Source organism: Lysobacter sp. CA196, assembly GCF_052078695.1.
Lineage (GTDB): Bacteria > Pseudomonadota > Gammaproteobacteria > Xanthomonadales > Xanthomonadaceae > Lysobacter.
Window position 1 is genome coordinate 297725 of the sequence record NZ_JBQJIN010000001.1, and the last position, 19937, is coordinate 317661.

Genomic DNA, 19937 nt, shown 5'->3' on the forward strand with positions numbered 1-19937 from the left:
AACTCGCCCGGCACGCCGACCGGTACCGGCTCGCCGCGGCTATCGAGCAAGTACACCGGCGTATTCGCAATCGGGCGACCGATGCTCGGGCCGCCGACCGCATCGCGGATGCTGCCGATGGTGGCGTCGACCGTGCACTCGGTCGGGCCGTACATATTGTGGAAGTGGATGCTCGGCGAGGCCTTGAGCCTGTCCCACATCGCCTTGCCGATCGGTTCGCCACCGAGCAGCACGCTGGTCGGCTGGTGACCGGGCTTGCCGATCAGGCCGGCCGCCAGCAACACCTCCAACTGCGACGGCGTGCTGTCGAAGGCATCGATGCGGTAGCGGTCGATGAACTCCAGCATCGCCGGGCCGTTGGCGCGGATCGCTTGCGGGATCAGTACCAAGGCATGGCCGGACAACAGTTGCAGGATGCCCTTCAAGGACATGTCGAACGAGAACGCGGCATTAAGCGCGACGCGCGACGGCTGGGTCAGTTCGCGATGGGTCGTTTCGCCCATCACCCGCCAGAAGTTCACCGCCGAGCGATGCTCGACCATCACACCCTTGGGCTGGCCGGTCGAACCGGAGGTGTAGATCACGTAGGCCAGGTTGCGCGGGCTCAAGCTCTCGACGCTCGGATTGCTTTCGCTGTACGCCAAAAGCGACTCGTCGTCGAGCACCACCAACGGCAGCGGCGAGGATTCGAGCATCGGCATCGCCGCACGCAAGGCCGACTGGGTCAGCAAGGCGATCGGACGGCTGTCTTCGAGCATGTAGGCCAGGCGCTCGATCGGGTAGCTCGGGTCCAGCGGCACGTAGGCCGCACCGGCCTTGAGCACGCCCAGCAGGCCGACGATCATCGCCACGCTGCGTTCGGTGCAGATCGCCACCCGATCATCAGGTTTCACGCCGAGCGCGATCAGACGATGCGCAACCCGGTTGGCGCGGCGGTTGAGTTCGCTGTAGCTCAGCACCTCTTCTTCGACCAACAGCGCTTCGGCATCCGGCTTGGACGCGGCCTGTTCCTCGAACAGCGCATGGATGGTGCGGTCGTGCAGCGCATCCGCGCGCAGATCGTTGAAGTCCTTGAGCACCTGCTCCCGCTCGGAGACCGGCAGAATCGGCAGCGCCTGCAACGGCGTCTCGCCACCGGCTTCGAGCGCGGCGATCAAGGACTCCATCGCGGTCTGCATATAGCGGACCACGCGCGGGCCGTCGATGCCGGGCACCGACAGTGCGGTCAGGCCGAAGCCCTGGCCCAGATCCTCGACCGACATGGTCAGCGGGTAGTTGTTGCGGGTGTCGTCCTTGAGCACGTAGACGCCGTCCCAGGCCTCGACCATGGCCTGTTCCTCGGCGGCGTTGCCGGGTTCGTGGCTATGGCGATAGTTGAGCAACGCGGTAAACAAGGGCAACGGCGGTGCGATCGCGCTGCAGCGCTGGGCCAGGGCCAGCGAGGCCTGCTCGTGCGCCAGCAGTTCGCTGAGCCGGCGGTGGGTGTCGCGCACCGCCTCGGCCACGGCTTCGCCGCCGACCGGAATGCGGATCGGCAAGGTGTTGAGGAACATGCCGACCACTTGGTCGGCGCCCTCCGAACCCTGCAGGCGGCCCGACAGCACGGTGCCGAACACCACTTCGTCGCGGCCGCTGCAGCGCGCCAGCACTTGCGCCCAGGCCACATGGAACAACACGGCCGGGGTCACGCCGCGCTCGCGCGCGAGCTCGCGGATGCGCCGCGCCAGGGCGTCGTCGAACACGATCCGCGCTTCGCGCGCCTGCTCGCCGCTGCTCTGCACGTCGAGTACCCCGAACGGAGCGGTCGGCTCGTCGACATGGCCGAGCTGTTCGCGGAACCAGGCCTCGTGCTCGGCCTCGGGCACCGCGCGGGTGGCGGCGATGAAGTTGCGGTACGGCAGGCTGGCCGGCAATGCTTCGCCGCGCCCCTGCAGCAGCGCCAGGATCTCCGACAGGATCAGCGCCATGGCGACGTGGTCGCCGCTGACGTGGTGGCGCAACAAGGCCAGCAGCCATTCGCCGCTGTCCGGGTCCTGGGCGCGGAACGCGGCCAGGATCGGTGCGCGCTGCAGGTCCAGGCGCATGCGCCGCGGGTCGGTGTGGGCGAGCAGTTGCGGCAACGCCGGCGCATCGGCCGACAGCTCGGCCTCGTGCAGGGGCAAGGGCGCCTGCCGGTAGACCACCTGCACCGGTTGCGGCAGGCCCTGCCAGATCACCGCGCTGCGCAGGATGTCGTGACGGTCGATCACCTGCTGCAAGGCATCCAGGAAAGCGTCCATGCGCTCGCGGCCGTCGAAACCGAGCACCGTGCGCAGCAGATAGGTATCGCCGCCGCTGTCGTTCTCCAGCATGTGATGGAACAGGATGCCTTCCTGCAACGGCGCCAGCGGGTAGATGTCCTGGACGTTGCCCGCACCGCCGGGCACGCTGGCGACGATGGCGTCGATCTCGGACTGGTTCAGCGTCACCAGCGGCAACAGCTCGGGGGTGATCGCGGTGGTGCCGGCGACGATCAGGTTCGGCGCGACTTCCGCCGCCGGCGCTTCGGCCTCACCGGCGATCTTGCCGGCCAGCACGCTCAACACCGGGGTGGTGAACACGGTGCGCACGTCGACGTTGAGGCCGCACTGCCGCAGGCGTTCGATCAGGCTGATGACCAGCAGCGAATGCCCGCCCAATTCGAAGAAATGATCGTGGCGGCCGACCCGCTCGATGCCGAGCAAGTCCTGCCAGACCCCGGCGATGGCCTGTTCGGTCTCGCCTTGCGGCGCCTCGTATTCGCGGCTCGCCAAGGCCGACTGGTCCGGCGACGGCAAGGCCTTGCGGTCGAGCTTGCCGTTCGGCGTCAGTGGCAGCGCGTCGAGCACCATGAAGGCGCTTGGGATCATGTATTCGGCCAGGTCGCGCGCCAGTGCTTCGCGCAGGTTGGCCGCCGAGATCTCGACGCCCTGCTCCGCCACCACATAGGCGACCAAGCGCTTGTCGCCGCCGTCGTCTTCGCGGGCGATCACCACCGCTTCGCGCACCCCGTCGCAAGCGGTCAGGCGCGCTTCGATCTCGCCGAGTTCGATGCGGAAACCGCGGATCTTGACCTGGAAGTCGTTACGGCCCAGATATTCGATGCTGCCGTCGGCGCGCCAGCGGCCCAGGTCGCCGGTCTTGTACATGCGCGCATCTTCGTTCGTGGCGAACGGGTCGCGGACGAAACGTTCGGCGGTCAGTTCCGGACGGTCCAGATAGCCGCGTGCGACCTGCACGCCGCCGAGAAACAGCTCGCCCGGCACGCCGACCGGTACCGGCTCACCACGGCTGTCGAGCAGATACACCGGGGTATTCGCAATCGGGCGACCGATGTTCGGGCCGCCGACCGCATCGCGGATGCTGCCGATGGTGGCGTCGACCGTGCACTCGGTCGGGCCGTACATATTGTGGAAGTGGATGCTGGGCGAGGCCTTGAGCCTGTCCCACATCGCCTTGCCGATCGGTTCGCCGCCGAGCAGCAAGCTGGTCGGCTGGTGACCGGGCTTGCCGATCAGGCCGGCCGCCAGCAACACCTCCAACTGCGACGGCGTGCTGTCGAAGGCATCGATGCGGTAGCGGTCGATGAACTCCAGCATCGCCGGGCCGTTGGCGCGGATCGACTGCGGGATCAGCACCAAGGCATGGCCCGACAGCAATTGCAGGATGCCCTTCAGCGACATGTCGAACGAGAACGCCGCGTTCAAAGCCACGCGCGACGGCTGGGTCAGCTCGCGATGAGTGGTTTCGCCCATCACCCGCCAGAAGTTCACCGCCGAGCGGTGCTCGACCATCACGCCCTTGGGCTGGCCGGTCGAACCGGAGGTGTAGATCACGTAGGCCAGGTTGCGCGGGCTCAAGCTCTCGACGCTCGGATTGCTTTCGCTCTGATCCGCCAGCGACTCGTCGTCGAGCACCACCAGCGGCAGCGGCGAGCCTTCCAGCATCGGCATCGCCGCACGCAAGGCCGACTGGGTCAGCAGAGCGATGGGACGGCTGTCCTCAAGCATGTAGGCCAAGCGCTCGCTCGGATAACTCGGGTCCAGCGGCACATAAGCCGCACCGGCCTTGAGCACGCCCAGCAGGCCGACGATCATCGCCACGCTGCGTTCGGTGCAGATCGCCACGCGATCGTCGGGTTTCACGCCGAGCGCGATCAAACGATGCGCGACTCGATTCGCGCGCCGGTTGAGTTCGGCGTAGCTCAGTACTTCGTCTTCGACGAGCAAGGCATCGGCCTCCGGCACCGAAGCCGCCTGTGCCTCGAACGACGCATGAATCGTACGGTCGTGTACCGCATCGGCACGCAGGTCATTGAACTCGCGCAGCACCTGCTCGCGCTCGGTGCTCGTCAACAGGGCCAGCTCGCCGACCTTGCGCGCATCGCCGCCGACCATGCCCTGCAGCAGCGCGATCCACTGCCGCACCATGCGTTCGGCGGTGGCGCGGTCGAACAGGTCGCTGGAGTATTCCAGCTCGCCGTTGAGATCGTCGCCAGCATCGCCGAGCAGCAGGCGCAGGTCGAAATGCGCCTTGGCGTTGGTCGCCGGCACTGCGCTCAGTTCCAGGCCGGGTAGCGCCAAGCTGCCGCTGTCGGGGGTGTTGTCCAGGGTCAGCATCACCTGGAACAAGGGGCTGTGGCCGAGGCTGCGCTCCGGCGCCAGCGCCTCGACCACTTGCTCGAACGGCAACTCCTGATGCGCATAGGCGCCGAGCGTAGTGGTCTTGACCTGGGCCAACAGCTCGGCGACGGTCGGGTCGTCGCGCAGGTCGACGCGCAAGGCCAGGGTGTTGATGAACAGACCGATCAGCGGTTCGAGTTCGGTGCGCGCGCGATTGGCCACCGGCGTGCCGATCACCACCTCGTCCTGGCCGCTCAGGCGCGACATCAGCGCCGACCAACCCGCCAGCAGGGTCATGAACACGGTGGTGCCGTGGCGCTGCGACAACGCGCGCAAAGCGGTGCTCAAGGCCGCCGGCAAGGCGACCGGGATGCGGTCGCCGGCATAGCTCTGCAGCGGCGGGCGCGGACGGTCGCCGGGCAGTTCCAGCAAAGTCGGCGCACCGCCGAGGTGACCACGCCAGAAATCGATATGTTTCTGCAAGGCCTCGCCCTGCAGCCACTGGCGCTGCCACACCGCGTAATCGGCGTACTGCACCGGCAGCGCCGGCAAGGGGTCGGCGCTGCCCTGGGTGAAGGCGGTGTAGAGCGCGCTGACTTCGCGCACCAGCACGCCCATCGACCAGCCGTCGGAAATGATGTGGTGCTGGGTCACCAGCAGCACGTGCTCGTCGTCGCCGACCCGCAGCAGACGGCCGCGGATCAGCGGGCCGGCGGCCAGATCGAACGCCGCCAGCGCTTCGTCGCGGCCGATCCGGGCGGCTTCGGCTTCGCGTTCGGCCGGCGCCAACGCGCGCAGGTCGTGATCGACCAGGACGAAACCGATTTGTTCAGGCGCGATCTCCTGCCGCGCCGAACCGTCGACGCCGACGAAGCGGGTACGCAGGTTTTCGTGGCGGGCGACGATGCGGTCGAGCGCGGACTGCAGCGCAAGGCGGTCGAGCCGCCCCTTCAGGCGCAGCGCCGCCGGCACGTGGTAAGCCTCACCGGCCGCCTGGTCGAGGCGGTCGAGGAACCACATGCGTTGCTGCGCCCACGATAGCGGCAGTTCGCCGTCGCGATCGGCGCGCGCGATCGGCCGCGCGCCGTCGGGCTGCGCGGCCGGGGTCGCCGACTTGTTGAGCCGGCGCCGCAACAGTTCCAGTTTCAGCAGCTCGATGTCCGCCGACGATTCCTTAGACATCCCGCATCTCCATCGCTAGTTGTTCCATGGTGTGTCGTCCCGCAACGGCCGCGTGCTCGCGGCGGCTCACGGGTTTTCCTCTTCGAGCAGGGCGCGCAATTCTTCTTCCGAGAGCTGGTCGATGTCGGCGGCCATGCGCTCGACGTCCTCGTCGGCGTAGCGGCCGACGCTGGCGACCAGCACCACCCGCGCCAGCAGCGCGACTTCCGGCGACTTGAACAACTCGGCCACCGGCACGTCGACGGCGAAGGCTTCGCGCACCCGCGCCATCACCTGCACCGCCAGCAGCGAGTGCCCGCCGACCTCGAAGAAGTGGTCGTGGCGACCGACCTGCTCCAGGCCCAGCAGTTCCTGCCAGATCGTCGCGATGGTCTCCTCGACCTCGCCCTGCGGCGGCTCGTAGCTGCGCGCGGTCACCGCGATGCGATCTGGCGCCGGCAAGGCCTGGCGGGCCAGCTTGCCGTTGCCGGTCAGCGGCCAACGGTCGATCAGCATGAACGCGCTCGGCACCATGTACTCGGGCAACTGCGCCGCCAGCACTTCGCGCAAGCGGCCCGGCAAGGTGCTGCGCCACTTGGCTTCGAGCGGGTCGTGAGCGAAGCCGGCTTCGTCCTTCGACAACTGCTCCTGTGCGATCACGCTGCGCCAGTCGAAATGCAGGGCCTGGCCGTCGCGACCGATCAGGGCGTGGTACTCGCCGCCCTGCGCGTTCGGCGCCCAGCTCAGGTCCAGGCTGTAGCCGCGCTCGCGGCAGAAGTCTTCGAGATCGGCGCACAGCGCGCCCTGGCGCGCGTCGAGCGCGGCCTGGGCCTTGATCGCCGCGACCGAGGCCCCGCCCCCGCCCTCGTCCGCGCCCGCGCCCGCGCCGAGCCGCTGCCAGGCGCGTTGATAAGGCGTGGCCCAGGGATGCGCGATCGCGCGCAGGCCGAGCACCGCCTCGCCGGCGGCGTCGACGCGCTGCTGCAGGCGCTGCGCATCGAAGCCCTCGTCGCCCCAGTCCTGCCAATCGACAGCGAACACCTCGTCGCGTTCGCCGTCGATGCTCAGCACCACGTCGTAGCGATAGGCCGACATCTCGTTTTCGTGACGCGCCAACTTGGGCAGCACGCGCACCGCGCTGATCCGCGGATAGCGCTCGCGCAGGGCATGGAACCAGACCGGGTCGATCAGCAGTTCGATGTCGCCGCGCATCTTCTGCGCTGCGCGGTCGCCCAGTTGCGTCGCCGACAGGCTGTCCGGCGACTGGAAGGCCTGCACCGACAGATGGAACGAGGGCATCAGGCCGTGGTGGCGCACGTCGCCGATCATCAGCTTGCCGCCGGCCGCGGTGACCCCGATCGACGAGGCGATCACCTGCTCCAGGTAGGCCAGGTTCGGGAAGTACTGCACCACCGAGTTGATCACCACCGTGTCGAACTCGCCGCGGATCGCCGAGAAGTCGGTGGCCTCGCCCTGGAACACCTCGGCCTTGCCGATCAGGTCCGCAGTGACGCCGACCAGATGGTTGACCTTGGCCACGGTCTTGACCGACAGGTCGGTGCCGACATAGCGCTCGCAGCGCGGCGCGATGTTGCACAGGATCATGCCGGTGCCGACGCCGATCTCGAGCACGCGCCGCGGCTGCAGCGCCTCGATCCGCACCAGGGTGCCGTCGAGCCATTCGCGCATGCCTTCGCTGGCGATCGCCTCGCGGGTGTAGGTGCTGTTCCAGCCGGTCAGGTCGAAACCGAAGTCGGCTTGCTCGATGGTTTCTTCCTCGCCCTGGTCGTCGAAGATGTCCGACCACTGCGCGACCTGGCCGTCCAGCAGTTCTTCCAACGCTTCGTCCTTGGCCGCGGCACGCGGCGCGATGTAGGCCACCAGGCGCTTCTCGCCGGGCTGGTCTTCGCGTGCGATCACCACCGCCTCGCGCACGTCGGCGCAGGCCGACAAGCGCGCCTCGATCTCGCCGAGCTCGATGCGGTAGCCGCGCAGCTTGACCTGGAAGTCGTTGCGTCCGACGTATTCCAGCTTGCCGTCGCTGCGCCAGCGGCCGAGGTCGCCGGTGCGGTACATGCGTGCTTCGGCGCCGGCCGCGAACGGGTCGCGGACGAAGCGCTCGGTGCTCAACTCGGGGCGGCCGAGGTAGCCGCGGGCGACGCCGGCGCCGCCGATGTGGATCTCGCCGACCACGCCGACCGGCAAGGGCTCGCCGTCGCCGCCGAGCACGTAGATGCGGGTATTGGCGAGCGGCCGGCCGATGTGCGGCGCGACCCCGGCTTCGATGCGCGCATAACTGGCGTCGACCGTGCACTCGGTCGGGCCGTACACGTTGTAGCAACGCATCGACGAGGCCGCGGCCGCGTCCCAGGCGCGCGCCGGCAGGGCTTCGCCGCCGACCAGCAGGGTGCCCGGGCGTTTGCCGCCGCTGACCGCATCGTCGAGCAGACCGGCCGCGAGCAAGGCCTCGAACTGGGCCGGCGTGCAGTCGAAGATGTCGATGCGCTCGCGACCGAGGAACTCGATCAACGCCGCGCCGTCGGCGCGGATCGCCGCCGGCACGATCACCATGCAGCGGCCCGACAGCAGTTGCACCAGCGACTGCACCGAGGCGTCGAAGGACAGCGCCGCATCCAGGCCCAGGCGCGCGCCCGGCGCGCATTCGGCGAACACTTCGCGCTCGAACGCCGACCACAGATTGAGCACGTTGCGGTGCTCGACCATCACGCCCTTGGGCTGGCCGGTCGAGCCGGAGGTGTAGATCACGTAAGCAAGGTGCGACGGCGACAAACCACCGACCACCGGGTCGTGCTCGGGCTGCGCCGCCCAGGTCTCGTCTTCGTCGAGCATCAACACCGCGATGTCGGGGGCGTGTTCGTCGAGCGACCAGGCCGCTTCGCGCAGCGCGTTCTGGGTCAACAAGGCCTTGGGCGCACTGTCGCCGACCAGATAGGCCAGGCGTTCCGGCGGATAGGCCGGGTCCAGCGGCACGTAGGCGGCGCCGGCCTTGAGCACGCCGAACACCGCGACCACCGCATCCAGGCCGCGTTCGACGCAGATCGCGACGCGGTCGTCGGGCGCCACGCCGAGCGCGATCAGGCGATGGGCGACGCGGTTGGCGCGGCGATTCAGCTCGCCATAGCTCAGCGCACGGCCCTCGAACTCGACCGCGGTGGCCTGCGGATCGCGCGCCACCTGGGCCTCGAACAGGCCGTGCACGGTCTGCCCCTCGTGACCCGCAGCCGGCGCATCGCCGCCCACCTCGTTGAAGCGTTCCAGCACCAGCCGGCGGTCGTCGGCGCTGAGCAGCGACAGGCGGCCGATGCGGCGCTGTTCGTCCTCGGCCATCGCCTGCAGCAAGGTCTGCAGATGCTGCGACCAGCGTTCGATGGTGGCGGCGTCGAACAGGTCGTTGGCGTATTCCAGGCTGCCGTCGAGGCCGCCTTCGTTCTCGATCAGTTCCAGCGACAGGTCGAACAGCGTCTCGTCGCGCGGCTGGTCGATCAGGCTCAAGCTGAGCTCGGGCAGTTGCAGAGTGCCGGTCGGGGTGTTCTGCAGCACCAGCATGTTCTGCACCACCGGGTTGTGGCCCAGGCTGCGCGCCGGCTGCAGCATGTCGACGACCTGCTCGAACGGCACGTCCTGGTGCTCGTAGGCGCCGAGCATGACCGCGCGGGTGCGGGCCAGCAGTTCGCCGATGGTCGGGTCGTCGCCGACGTCGACGCGCAGGGCCAGGGTGTTGACGAAGAAGCCGAGCAAGGGCTCGACCTCGCCGCGGCGGCGGTTGGCGACGGCGGTACCGACGACCACGTCGTCGCTGCCGCTCAGGCGCGACAGCAGCAACGACCAGCCGGCCAGCAGGGTCATGAACAAGGTGCTGCCGTGGCGCTGCGACAAGGCGCGCAGGCCGTCGACCGTGTCCTGGCCGATGCGGAACCGGCGGGTGCTGCCGATGTAGCGCTGCACCGGCGGACGCGGCCGGTCGGTCGGCAGTTCCAGCAGGGCCGGCGCACCGCTGAGGTGCTCGCGCCAATAGCCCATCTGCGCTTCGAGCGCGTCGCCGCGCAGCCACTGGCGCTGCCACACCGCGTAGTCGGCGTACTGCACCGGCAGCGGCGGCAGCGGATCGGCGCGGCCTTCGGTGAAGGCGGCGTACAGCGCCGACACTTCGTCGACTAGCACGCCGAGCGACCAGCCATCGGAAATGATGTGGTGCTGGGTCAGCAGCAGCACGTGTTCGTCCGCGGCCAGGCGCAGCAGGCGGCCGCGGATCAGCGGGCCGGTCGCCAGGTCGAACGGTTTGCGCACTTCCGCCGCCGACAGACTCTGCACCTCACGCTCGCGCGCCGGCGCGTCGAGCGCGCTGAGGTCGAGATCGTCGAGGACGAAGCCGCAATCGGCCGGCGCGATCGACTGCACCGGCTCGCCGTCGCCGGCGACGAAGCAGGTGCGCAGGATCTCGTGGCGCGCGACGACGCGGTCGAGGGTAGCCTGCAGCACCGCGCGGTCGAGCCGGCCGCTGAGGCGCAGCGCCGCGGGCATGTGATAGGCGGCGCCGGCGGCGGAGTCGAGCTGGTCGAGGAACCACAGGCGCTGCTGCGCCCACGACAAAGACAGCGGCGCGCTGCGGTCGGCGGCCAGGATCGGCGGCAGCGACGCCGCACTGGCGCCGCGCAGGTTCAACGCCATGTCGGCGAGCTGCGGCCGCGCGAACACGTCGCGCAGCGACAGCTCCAGGCCGTGGCCTTCGCGCAGGCGGGTGACCAGCTGCACCGCGATCAGCGAATGGCCGCCGAGTTCGAAGAAGTGATCGTTGCGGCCGACCCGTTCGCGGCCGAGCAGGTCCTGCCAGACCTGGGCCAACGCCGCTTCGGCCGCGCCCCGCGGTTCGGCGTAGGCGCGCGCGGCCATCGCCGCATCGTCGGGCGCCGGCAGGGCCTTGCGGTCGAGCTTGCCGTTCGCGGTCAGCGGCAGCGTATCGAGACACACGATCGCCGACGGCAACAGGTAATCGGCCAACGAGCGCGCCAGTTGCTCGCGCCACTGCGCCACGCTCGGCGCGGCCTCGGCGACGACGCCGCTTGCGGCCTCGACCGCAACCACGACATAAGCCACCAGGCGCTTGTCGCCGGGCACGTCCTCGCGGGCGATCACCACCGCTTCGCGCACGCCGGCGCAGGCCGACAGCGCCGCTTCGATTTCGCCCAACTCGATGCGGAAGCCGCGGATCTTGACCTGGAAATCGTTGCGGCCCAGGTACTCCAGGCTGCCGTCGGCGCGCCAGCGCGCCAGGTCGCCGGTCTTGTACATCCGCGCCAACACCGGGTCGGAATCGCGACTGACGAAAGGATCGCGGAGGAAACGTTCGGCGCTGAGCGCCTCGCGGCCGAGGTAGCCGCGTGCGACCTGGGCGCCGGCGATGCACAACTCGCCGCCGACGCCGATCGGCGCCGGTTGGCCCTGCGCATCGAGAATGTAGACCCGGGTATTGGCGACCGGGCGGCCGATCGAGACTTCGTGTTCGGGCAGTTGCGAAGCATCGGAGAATGCCGCCGCGGTCGCATACACCGCGGCCTCGGTCGGGCCATAGGTATTGAGCAAGCCGCAGCGCAGGCCTGGTGCCTCCAACCACTGGGCCAGGTGACGGCGTTCGACTTTCTCGCCGCCGACCACGACCAGGCGCAGGCTCGCCGGCGGCGACAACCGGCCTTCCGTCACCGACTGCGACCACTGCTGCCAGAACGCGGTCGGCAGGTCGGCGATGTTGATCCTCTGGGCGGCCAGGAAATCGACGAATTCGGCATCGGGCGCGAGCAGATGCGGCGGACGCAGCACCACCGTGGCGCCGGCCGACAAAGTCGGGAAGATTTCCACGACCGAGCTGTCGAAGGAATACGAAGCGAACTGCAGCATGCGGTCGCCGGGCTGCAGCGCGCATTGGCCGATGTGGGTGCGGACCAGCTCGGCGACGTTGCGGTGTTCGACCATCACGCCCTTCGGCTGGCCGGTCGAACCCGAGGTGTAGATGACCTGGGCCAGATGCGCCGGGCTCAGCCCGAGCGATTGCGCATCCGGATCCTGCGACTCGCCCTCGCCCGCTGCCGCGATCAGTTCGTCGATGGTCAGTACCGGCAGGCGCGCCGGCTCGCCGAGCGGCAGGCGTTCGCGCAACCCGGCCTGGGTCAACAAGGCCACAGGACGGCTGTCTTCGAGCATGTAGGCCAGGCGTTCGGACGGATAGCCCGGGTCCAGCGGCACGTAGGCGCCGCCGGCCTTGAGCACGCCGAGCAGGCCGGCGACCATCGCCGCGCTGCGTTCGACGCAGATCGCGACCCGGTCGTCGGGCTTCACGCCCAGGGCGATCAGGCGATGAGCGATACGGTTGGCGCGACGGTTGAGTTCGCCATAGCCGATCGCGGTGGCGCCGTCGATCACCGCGATCGCATCCGGCTGCAGCGCGGCCTGACGCTCGAAGCGGCGATGCAGCAAGCCGTCCGGCGCCGCCGTGGTCGCGGTGTCGTTGAAGCCGAACAGCACTTGCTCGCGCTCGGGCGCCGACAGCAGCGGCAAGGCGCTGAGCGGGCCTTCGGCGCCCTGCGCCAATGCGCTCAACAGATTGCTCAGATGAGCGCCCATGCGCTCGGCGCTGGCGGCGTCGAACAGCGCTTGTGCGTAGTGCAGACGGCCGCGCAGGCCGTCGGCGCCGTCGGCGAGCTCCAGCGCCAAGGCCAGGTCCTGCGACGAAGATGTCGCCACCGTCGCGCCGTCGAGTGACAACAGCACCTCGTACAAGGCTTCGCCGCGGCCGCGCACGGCTTCGGCGATCTGCGCGAACGGCAGTTCGGCATGCGCAGCGGCCTCATTGAAAACAGTTGCGGCGCGAGCGATCGCATCGGCGACGCTCGGGTCGTCGTGCAGGTCCAGGCGCAGGGCCGCAACCTCGTTGCTCAGGGCGGTCGAGGCCAGGCCGGTCACGACCTCGCCCTGCCCGCTCCAGCGCGTCAATGCAGCCGTCCATGCCGTGAGCACCACGGCCGGCAACGGCGCCGCCTGTTGCGCAGCGAGCGCGCGCAGAGCCGCCGTGGTCTGCGCCGGCAAGGCGATCTCGACCGAACCGCAGCCACGCTCGACCTGCGTGCGCTCGACCTGCGTGCGCTCGGCCTGCGCACGGCGCGGACGATCGCTCGGCAACGCCAACGCTATCGGCGCATCGTCGAGCTGGGCCTGCCAGTAGGCACGGTCGCGATCGAACACCCCGGCCTCGCGCCACGGCGCGGCGCTGCCGGCGCGCGCCGACAACACCGCGCGGTCTCCGATCAACATGCGGTAACGCGCGATCAAGGCGCTGGCCGCGGCCGGATCGGCTGCGGTCAACGCGGGCGACAGGCGCAGGGCCAGGACCTGGGCACCGTCGCGGCGATAGGCGGCGACGGTCAGCGGCGCATCGGTGGCCCCGATCTGGCTCAGGGCGACGTCGATGCCGGCCTGTTCGTCGTGGCCGGCGGCGAAGGCCGGGCTCAGCAGATGCAGGGCCGGGCCGGCGGCGCCGGCACCGAAGGCACGCTGCACCACCTCGGTCGCGGCGGCGTCGAGCGCGGCGGCGTCGAGCGCGGCGTCGAAACGCAGCAGCGCATGCGCGGCACCGTCCTGGCCGTGGCCGAACACCGGCAGATGGTGCGCCGGCAGCGGTGCGATGACAGCGTCGAAATCGGCGGTCATCGCCTCCAGCGCATCGACATAGGTGCGCAGCAGCGCCTCGATGTGGATCGGCTGCAGGTTCAGGCGCGCATCGAGGATGACGGTGTAGCCGTCCTCGCGGTTGCCGTTGGCGTGCAGGGACAGACCGAAGTTGACCTCCTCGAACAACTCGCCTTCGCGCACCCGCAACGAGGCTTCGCGGGTCAGCGGATTGGAGACGCGGAAATTGGTGTAGGTGAACAACGAATCGACCGCGAGCGCGGGATGGCGCTGCAGGATCGAGGCCAGCGGATAGCGGCGGTGAGCGCGGCTGGCGCTCTCGGCCTCGTGCACCGCCGCGGCCAGTTCGCGCCAGCGCTTGCCGCGCAGGTCGACGGTCTGCGGCAAGACATTAAGGAACAGGCCGAGCACGTTCTCGGCGCCGCGCGCTTCCAGGCGGCCGTTGTCGGTCTGGCCGGTGACCACGCGGTCGCTGCCGATCATCGCCCGCAGGGTGCAGGCATGGGCCATGAACAACAGCGTGCGCACCGCCACGCCTTCGTGCACGGCCAGCTCGTCCAGGCGCGCGGCCAGAGCGGCGTCGAGACGGATCTCGCGGTGCTCGCGGGCCGGCGCGGAGGCGGCGACCGCGGCCAGGCGGCCTTCGCCGGCACGACGGCCGGCATCGTCCCAGAATGCGCGGTTGGCCGGGTCGGCCTGTTCCCGCGCCAACTGGGCGACGTAGTCGGCGAAACGCGAACGGCCGCTGTCGAAGGTCGGCGGCGTCTCGGCGCCGGCCTGATAGGCGCGATAGCACTCGAACACCTGGCGCTGCAAGGTCGCCATGCTCCAGCCGTCGAGGATCGCGTGGTGGGCGTCGATCACCAACTGGATGCAGTGCTCGGCTTTGCGCAGCACGGTGAAGCGGATCAGGCTCGGCCCTTCGAGGGCGAAGCCCTTGGCCTTGATCGCAGCGATGACGAGCGCGACTTCGCGCGCCTGCGCCGGCTCGTCGAGCCCGCGCAGGTCGGCCTGGTCGATGTTCGGGGCGACCTGGGCGTGCACCAGTTGCAACGGCACCGAATAACGGCCGAGGTCGAAGCCGGTGCGCAGCACCGGATGGCGGGCGACGACGTCGCCGATCGCGCGCACGAAGGCCTGCACGTCGAAGGCATCGAAGCTGAGTTCGAACGAGAACACGTCGTGATAGGTCGAACCGCTCGTATCGAGCAGGCCGTGGAAGATCATGCCGTGCTGCAGCGAGGTGACCGGATACGCGTCCTCCAGGCCGTCCGGCAGCAGGCCGCGGTCGGCCTCGGACAACAGCGCGAACGGCGCCAGCACGGCGTCCTCGGCGGCGGCGCCGGCCTGGTCGTCGGCTTCTGCCGCGACCGCGGCAGCGGCATTGCGCGCGGCGAGGCTCGCGAGCTGGCCCAGGGTCGGATGCTTGAAGATGTCGGCGACCGAGACCTTGATCGCGTGCGCCTGCAGTTCGGCCACGAGCTGGATCGAGAAGATCGAATCGCCGCCGAGCGAGAAGAAGTCCGAGCCGCGCTCGATCCCCTGCACGCCAAGCAATTGCTCCCAGACCGAGGCGATCAGGCGCTCGGTCTCGTCGAGAGTTTCGTCGACCGCTTCGGCGTTGGCGCGCTGCGCCTCGAACACCGCGGTCAGCGACTTGGTGCAGATCTTGCCGTTCGGGGTCAGCGGCATGCGTTCGACGAACAGGATCTGCGCCGGCACCATGTGTCGCGGCAGCCGCTGGGCCAGGCTCTGCTTGAGTTCGTCGACCCCGGTCGCGGCTGCGGCACCGCCGTCGGCGAAGGCCAGCAGCAGTTCCATGCCGTTGGCGGCGTACAGCTGCACGCTGATCTTGCGCGCCGGCAGCAAGGCGGCGAGCTGGGCGACGATCTCGGCCGTCTCCACGCGCTTGCCGCGGATCTTGATCTGGCCGTCGCGACGGCCCAAGTAAACGATCTGGCCGTCTTCGTCGTAGCGGCAGACGTCGCCGGTGCGGTAGATCGGCGAATCGGCGAGTGGCGCGCGCACGAAGCTGCGCGCGCTGGCCTCGTCGAGGTTGTGGTAGCCCGCGGCGACGCCGCGGCCGGCGATCACCAGCTCGCCCGACACGCCCGGCGCGCACAGGCGCAAGCCGGCGTCGACGATATAGGCCTGCGCGTTCTGGATCGGCCGGCCGATCACCACTTGCGAGCGCTGCAACCATTCCTCGCGGCCGGCCTTGTACACCACCGAGATATCGGTGCACTCGGTCGGGCCGTAGATGTTGGCGAGCGCAGCCTGGCAGGCCTCGCTGGCCAGCCACGGCCGCAGCAGGCTCAGGTCCAGGGCTTCGCCGCCGAGCGCGAGCAGGCGCAGGCTGCGCAGCGAGCGATAGCCATGACCGGCATCGTGCTTGACCAGGGCGTACATCGCGCTGGGCGCGCAGTTGATCAGGCTCACCCCGGTCTGTTCGATCTGGCGCAGCTGCGACTCGGGATCGAACAGGTCCGGGCGCGCCAGCACCAGGGTGCCGCCGGCCATCAGCGGGGCGAAGATGTTCTTGATCGAGGCATCGAAACCGATCGGGATCATCAGCAGCACCCGGCTGCTCGCGTCCAGATCGCAGAAACGGATGTACCAGTCGCACAGGTTGGCGAAGGCGCCGTGCGGGACCAGCGCGCCCTTCGGCCGCCCGGTCGAGCCGGAGGTGTAGAGCAGATAGGCGATGTCTTCGGCGCCCAGGGCCGGATAGGCCGGCGCGGCGATGTCGGCATTCGGCGTCGGCAAGGTGTCGAGATCGAGCACGAAGCCGTAGAACTCCGGCAGGTGATCGGCCAGGGTCGATTGGGTCACCACCACGCCGGCGCCGCTGTCGCCGAGGGTGTAGTCGATGTGCTCGCGCGGATAGCTCGGGTCCAACGGCACGAACACCGCGCCGGCGCGCATCACCGCGACCACCGCCGCGGCCAGGTCGATGGAACGGTCCAGGTGCACGGCGACCTTGTCGCCCTTGGCGATGCCCATCGCCAACAGGCGCGCGGCGATCTGGCGCACGCGCGCGTCGAACTGCGCGTAGCTGGCTTCGCCGTCGACCGCGCGCACCGCGATCGCCTGCGGGTTCGCCGCCACCGCGGCGTCGATGCGGGCGAACAAGTCGGCGGGGTCGACGACGCGCTGCTCGCCCTGGGTGAAGTCGGCATAGCGCTGGGCCAGGCTGCCCTGCAGCAGCTCGGCGACCGGGCGTTGCGGCTGCTCGACGATTTCGTCGAGCAAGGCCAGGTACAGATCCAGCCAGGCCTCGACCGTGCCGGCGCGGAACAGGTCGGTGTTGTAGTAGGCGATGACCTGGTCGCCCTGCACTTTCAGGGTCAGGTCGTATTGCGAACGGGTACCGAAGGAGGCGCGTTCGCTGGCCTCGACCTCGTCGAACAGCTCCAGCTTGCGCGCCGCGCGCTCGTACAAAAACTTGACCTGGAACACCGGCGAATAGGCGGCGTCGCGCTCGATGCCGAGGGCGTCGACGACCTTGTCGAAGGGCATGTCCTGGTAGCGCAGCGAGTCCATCGCGGCGATGCCGGCCTGGCCGAGATACTCGCCGACCGGCGTTTCCGGATGGATCTGGCTGCGCAGGGCGAGCTGGTTGACGAAGAAGCCGGCCATGTCGCGCAGGTCGGCGTGGTCGCGGCCGAACACGTCGGTGCCGACCACGATGTCGTTCTCGCCGCTGAGCTTGTTGAGCAGCAGATGGCAGACGCCGAGATAGAAACCGAACTCGGGCAGGCCGCGGCTGCGCAGGAAGGCGCCGACTTTGCCGCTCAGTTCATTCGGCAGCTGGCGGGCAAGCTGGGCGCCGTTGTAGCTCTGCAACGCCGGGCGCGGGAAATCCAGCGGCAGTTCCAGCACGCCCTTGATGCCGTCGAGCTGGTGCTGCCAGTACGAACGCGACACCTCGTAGCCGCCGGCCTCGTACTGCTCGACCTGCCAGGCGGCGTAATCGAGGTAGGACACCGGCTCGACCGCGACCCTCGCGTGGCCGCGGTCGCGGTAGATCCGCGAGACTTCGTGGACGAACTGCTGGATCGACCACTCGTCGGTGGCGATGTGGTGGAAGCCGACCAGCAAGGTGTAGGCGCCGGCGCCGCGCTTGAGCAGATGCACGCGCAGCGGCAGTTCCTCGCCGAGGTCGAACGGCCGCTCGGAGACGTCGCGGCGGCATTCGGCCAGGCCGGCCTCGCGCGCGGCCTCGGAGGCCTCGCTGAGGTCGCGGAAACCGACCTCGAAGCTGCGCCCGGCGTCGAAACGCTGGCGCGGCACGCCGGCCTCGACCCGGTACGTGGTGCGGTAGATCGGATGGCGCTGGACCACCGCCGCGACCGCGTCGCGAAAGGCAGTGACGTCGAGTTCGCCGCGCAGTTCCAGCTCCATCGGCAGGAGGAAGCTGGTCAGCTCCGGCTCGTACTGGTACAGGAAGTACAGGCGCTGCTGGGCGAACGACAAGGGATAGGAGCCTTCGCCAACGCGCGCGGGGATCGCATCCTGCGACATGCGCGTGTAATAGGCCGACAGCTCGGCTTTATAGCGCTTCATCGTCGCTTTGACTTCGTCGGTCAGCAAGGCCTGGTCGCCGGTGATGCGCAACTTGCCGTCGACGACCTTGATGTCGATGCCGTTTTGTTCGACGTACTGCACCAGCTCGAAAAGAAACATTAGCTAATTCCCTGTGATCCTGTGGGGTCGCCGCTACCGGCGACCGCTCGACGTTGCATTCCCTGCCGCCGCGACGCGCCTGTCGGCCGCCGCGGCGTGCGCATCAACTAAAGTTCCAGACGTGCTTGGCGAACAGACGCCCGGACTGCACCTGGCGGGCGGCGCAGAATTCGAGCAACTGGCTCGATTCCTGGATCTGGCGCGCGTCCTCGGTGTAGTCCATGCCCATGAAGTACTTGAACCACGGCTCCATGCCGAGCGCGTAGACGTAGACCTGCGAGGGCTTGAAGATCTCGATCATCTTCTGCGCCGAGGCGCAGTCGGAGCCGTTGAAGCGGCGCGACTCGTTGATCTCGCGCGGAATCGGCTTGGTGAACAGCGAGCCGTACAGCCAGCTCATCGGCGCGCCCACGCATTCCATGCCGATGAACAGCAGGTCGATATGGCCGATCACCTTCTGGATGCGCTCGTACATGCGCTCATCCAGGCTCGAGGAGTCGGCGCCGGAGAAGATCTTCTGCCCGGCGAACTCGAAGTACCACGCAGTCTTGGAGCGGATGTGCAGGTCGGCGTGTTCGCCGAGGAAGGGGATCGCGCGGATGCGTCCGTCGACGCAGTCCAGGATCTCCATGTCCTCGAACTCGCGCACCTTGAAGCCGATGGTCTGCAGCATCAGCTTGATCGAGGGGTCGACGATGCTGCCGCCGCCGTTCTTGGGCACCAGCACCTCGCCGATCTTGTGGCGCAGCTGCAGCAGGGTCTCCACACAGACGTGGTCCATGTGGGTGTGGGTCAGGCAGACGTAGTCGATGGTTTCGGGCAGTTCGCTGAAGCTCAGCACGCGGTCGCCGTTGGCCTCGTCGCGCACCGCGATGATCGGGTCGACCAGGATGCTGGTGCGGTCGGTCTCCAGCAGCAGGCCGGCGTGGCCCAGGTAGCTGACCCGCAGCCGCCCCTGCAGCGGCGCCCGCGTCAGCCGCGGCGGCTCGGTGGTGAACAGCTCGTCGACGGTCAGCCCGCCCTGCAGGCCCACGCCATCGAACAGCTGGTCGATCTGTTCGCGCTTGATCGGCGTGCCGCGTGCGGCGAACAGGCCGTCGATGAAGTCGTGGGCGAACGGCACCTCGACGTGCAGGTGGTTCTCGTCGGGCAGGCGCGGCGAGCTGAGCACGAACGGACGCTCCTTGACCTTGCCGAGCAAGCCGAGCGAGACGCTCTGCGCCAGCGGCTTGTACAGCGGGCTCTCGTAGATCAAGCCTTCGATCAGGCGGAACGAGGCGTTGTGGTTCATGTCGTAGATCAGCTCGACGTAACCGCGCAGCGCCTCCGGCACCTGCGCGTACAGCGGCTCCAGCGACAGGCCCTTGGCCTGCTCCAGCATTTCGTTGAGCTTCGCCACCGCCTTGCGCAGGTCCAGGTAGTCCTGGTGGGTATGTTCGATGTCGTGGATCAGGCCGCGCACGTTGTCGAGTTGGTCTTCGCTGCAATTGACGAAGTCGCCGCCGGACAGCTCCGGGTTTTTGCTCGCGGCCAGGTGCAACTGATGATTGGCGACGAAAGACTTCATCAGGCGCAGGCTGCGGCCGGTGATGTTCATCGCCGCGCTGACCGGCGGCAGCAGGTAGGGCCAGGCGTACCACTTGAGCACGAGCGGCTCGAAATAGACGTTCTCCTTGAGGTAATAGCGCTGCTGCATGCTCATGTCCTTGCCGTTTCCATTCCAGAATGTGGTCGTTCGTTCAGTGCGTATGG

3 protein-coding genes (1 of these 3 cut by a window edge) are annotated in these 19937 nt (G+C 68.7%); all 3 read right to left on the minus strand.

Going from position 1 to position 19937, the window contains the following annotated elements:
- Nucleotides 1-5822 carry the 5' portion of an amino acid adenylation domain-containing protein gene (locus ACTOWK_RS01310; protein WP_441328407.1) on the minus strand. The gene continues 838 nt to the left of window position 1, outside the view, so 5822 of the gene's 6660 nt are visible here — the first part of the coding sequence; it begins with the start codon at nucleotides 5820-5822; the stop codon falls past the left edge of the window.
- A 66-nt stretch (nucleotides 5823-5888) separates the two neighbouring features.
- Nucleotides 5889-18185 carry an amino acid adenylation domain-containing protein gene (locus ACTOWK_RS01315; RefSeq protein ID WP_441328408.1) on the minus strand — a complete coding sequence of 4099 codons (12297 nt, stop codon included), beginning with the start codon at nucleotides 18183-18185 and terminating at the stop codon, nucleotides 5889-5891.
- A gap of 103 nt (nucleotides 18186-18288) precedes the next feature.
- On the minus strand, nucleotides 18289-19887 hold the full coding sequence (locus tag ACTOWK_RS01320) for an MBL fold metallo-hydrolase (protein WP_441328409.1): 1599 nt from the start codon (nucleotides 19885-19887) through the stop codon (nucleotides 18289-18291).
- Between the last annotated feature and the right edge of the window lie 50 nt (nucleotides 19888-19937).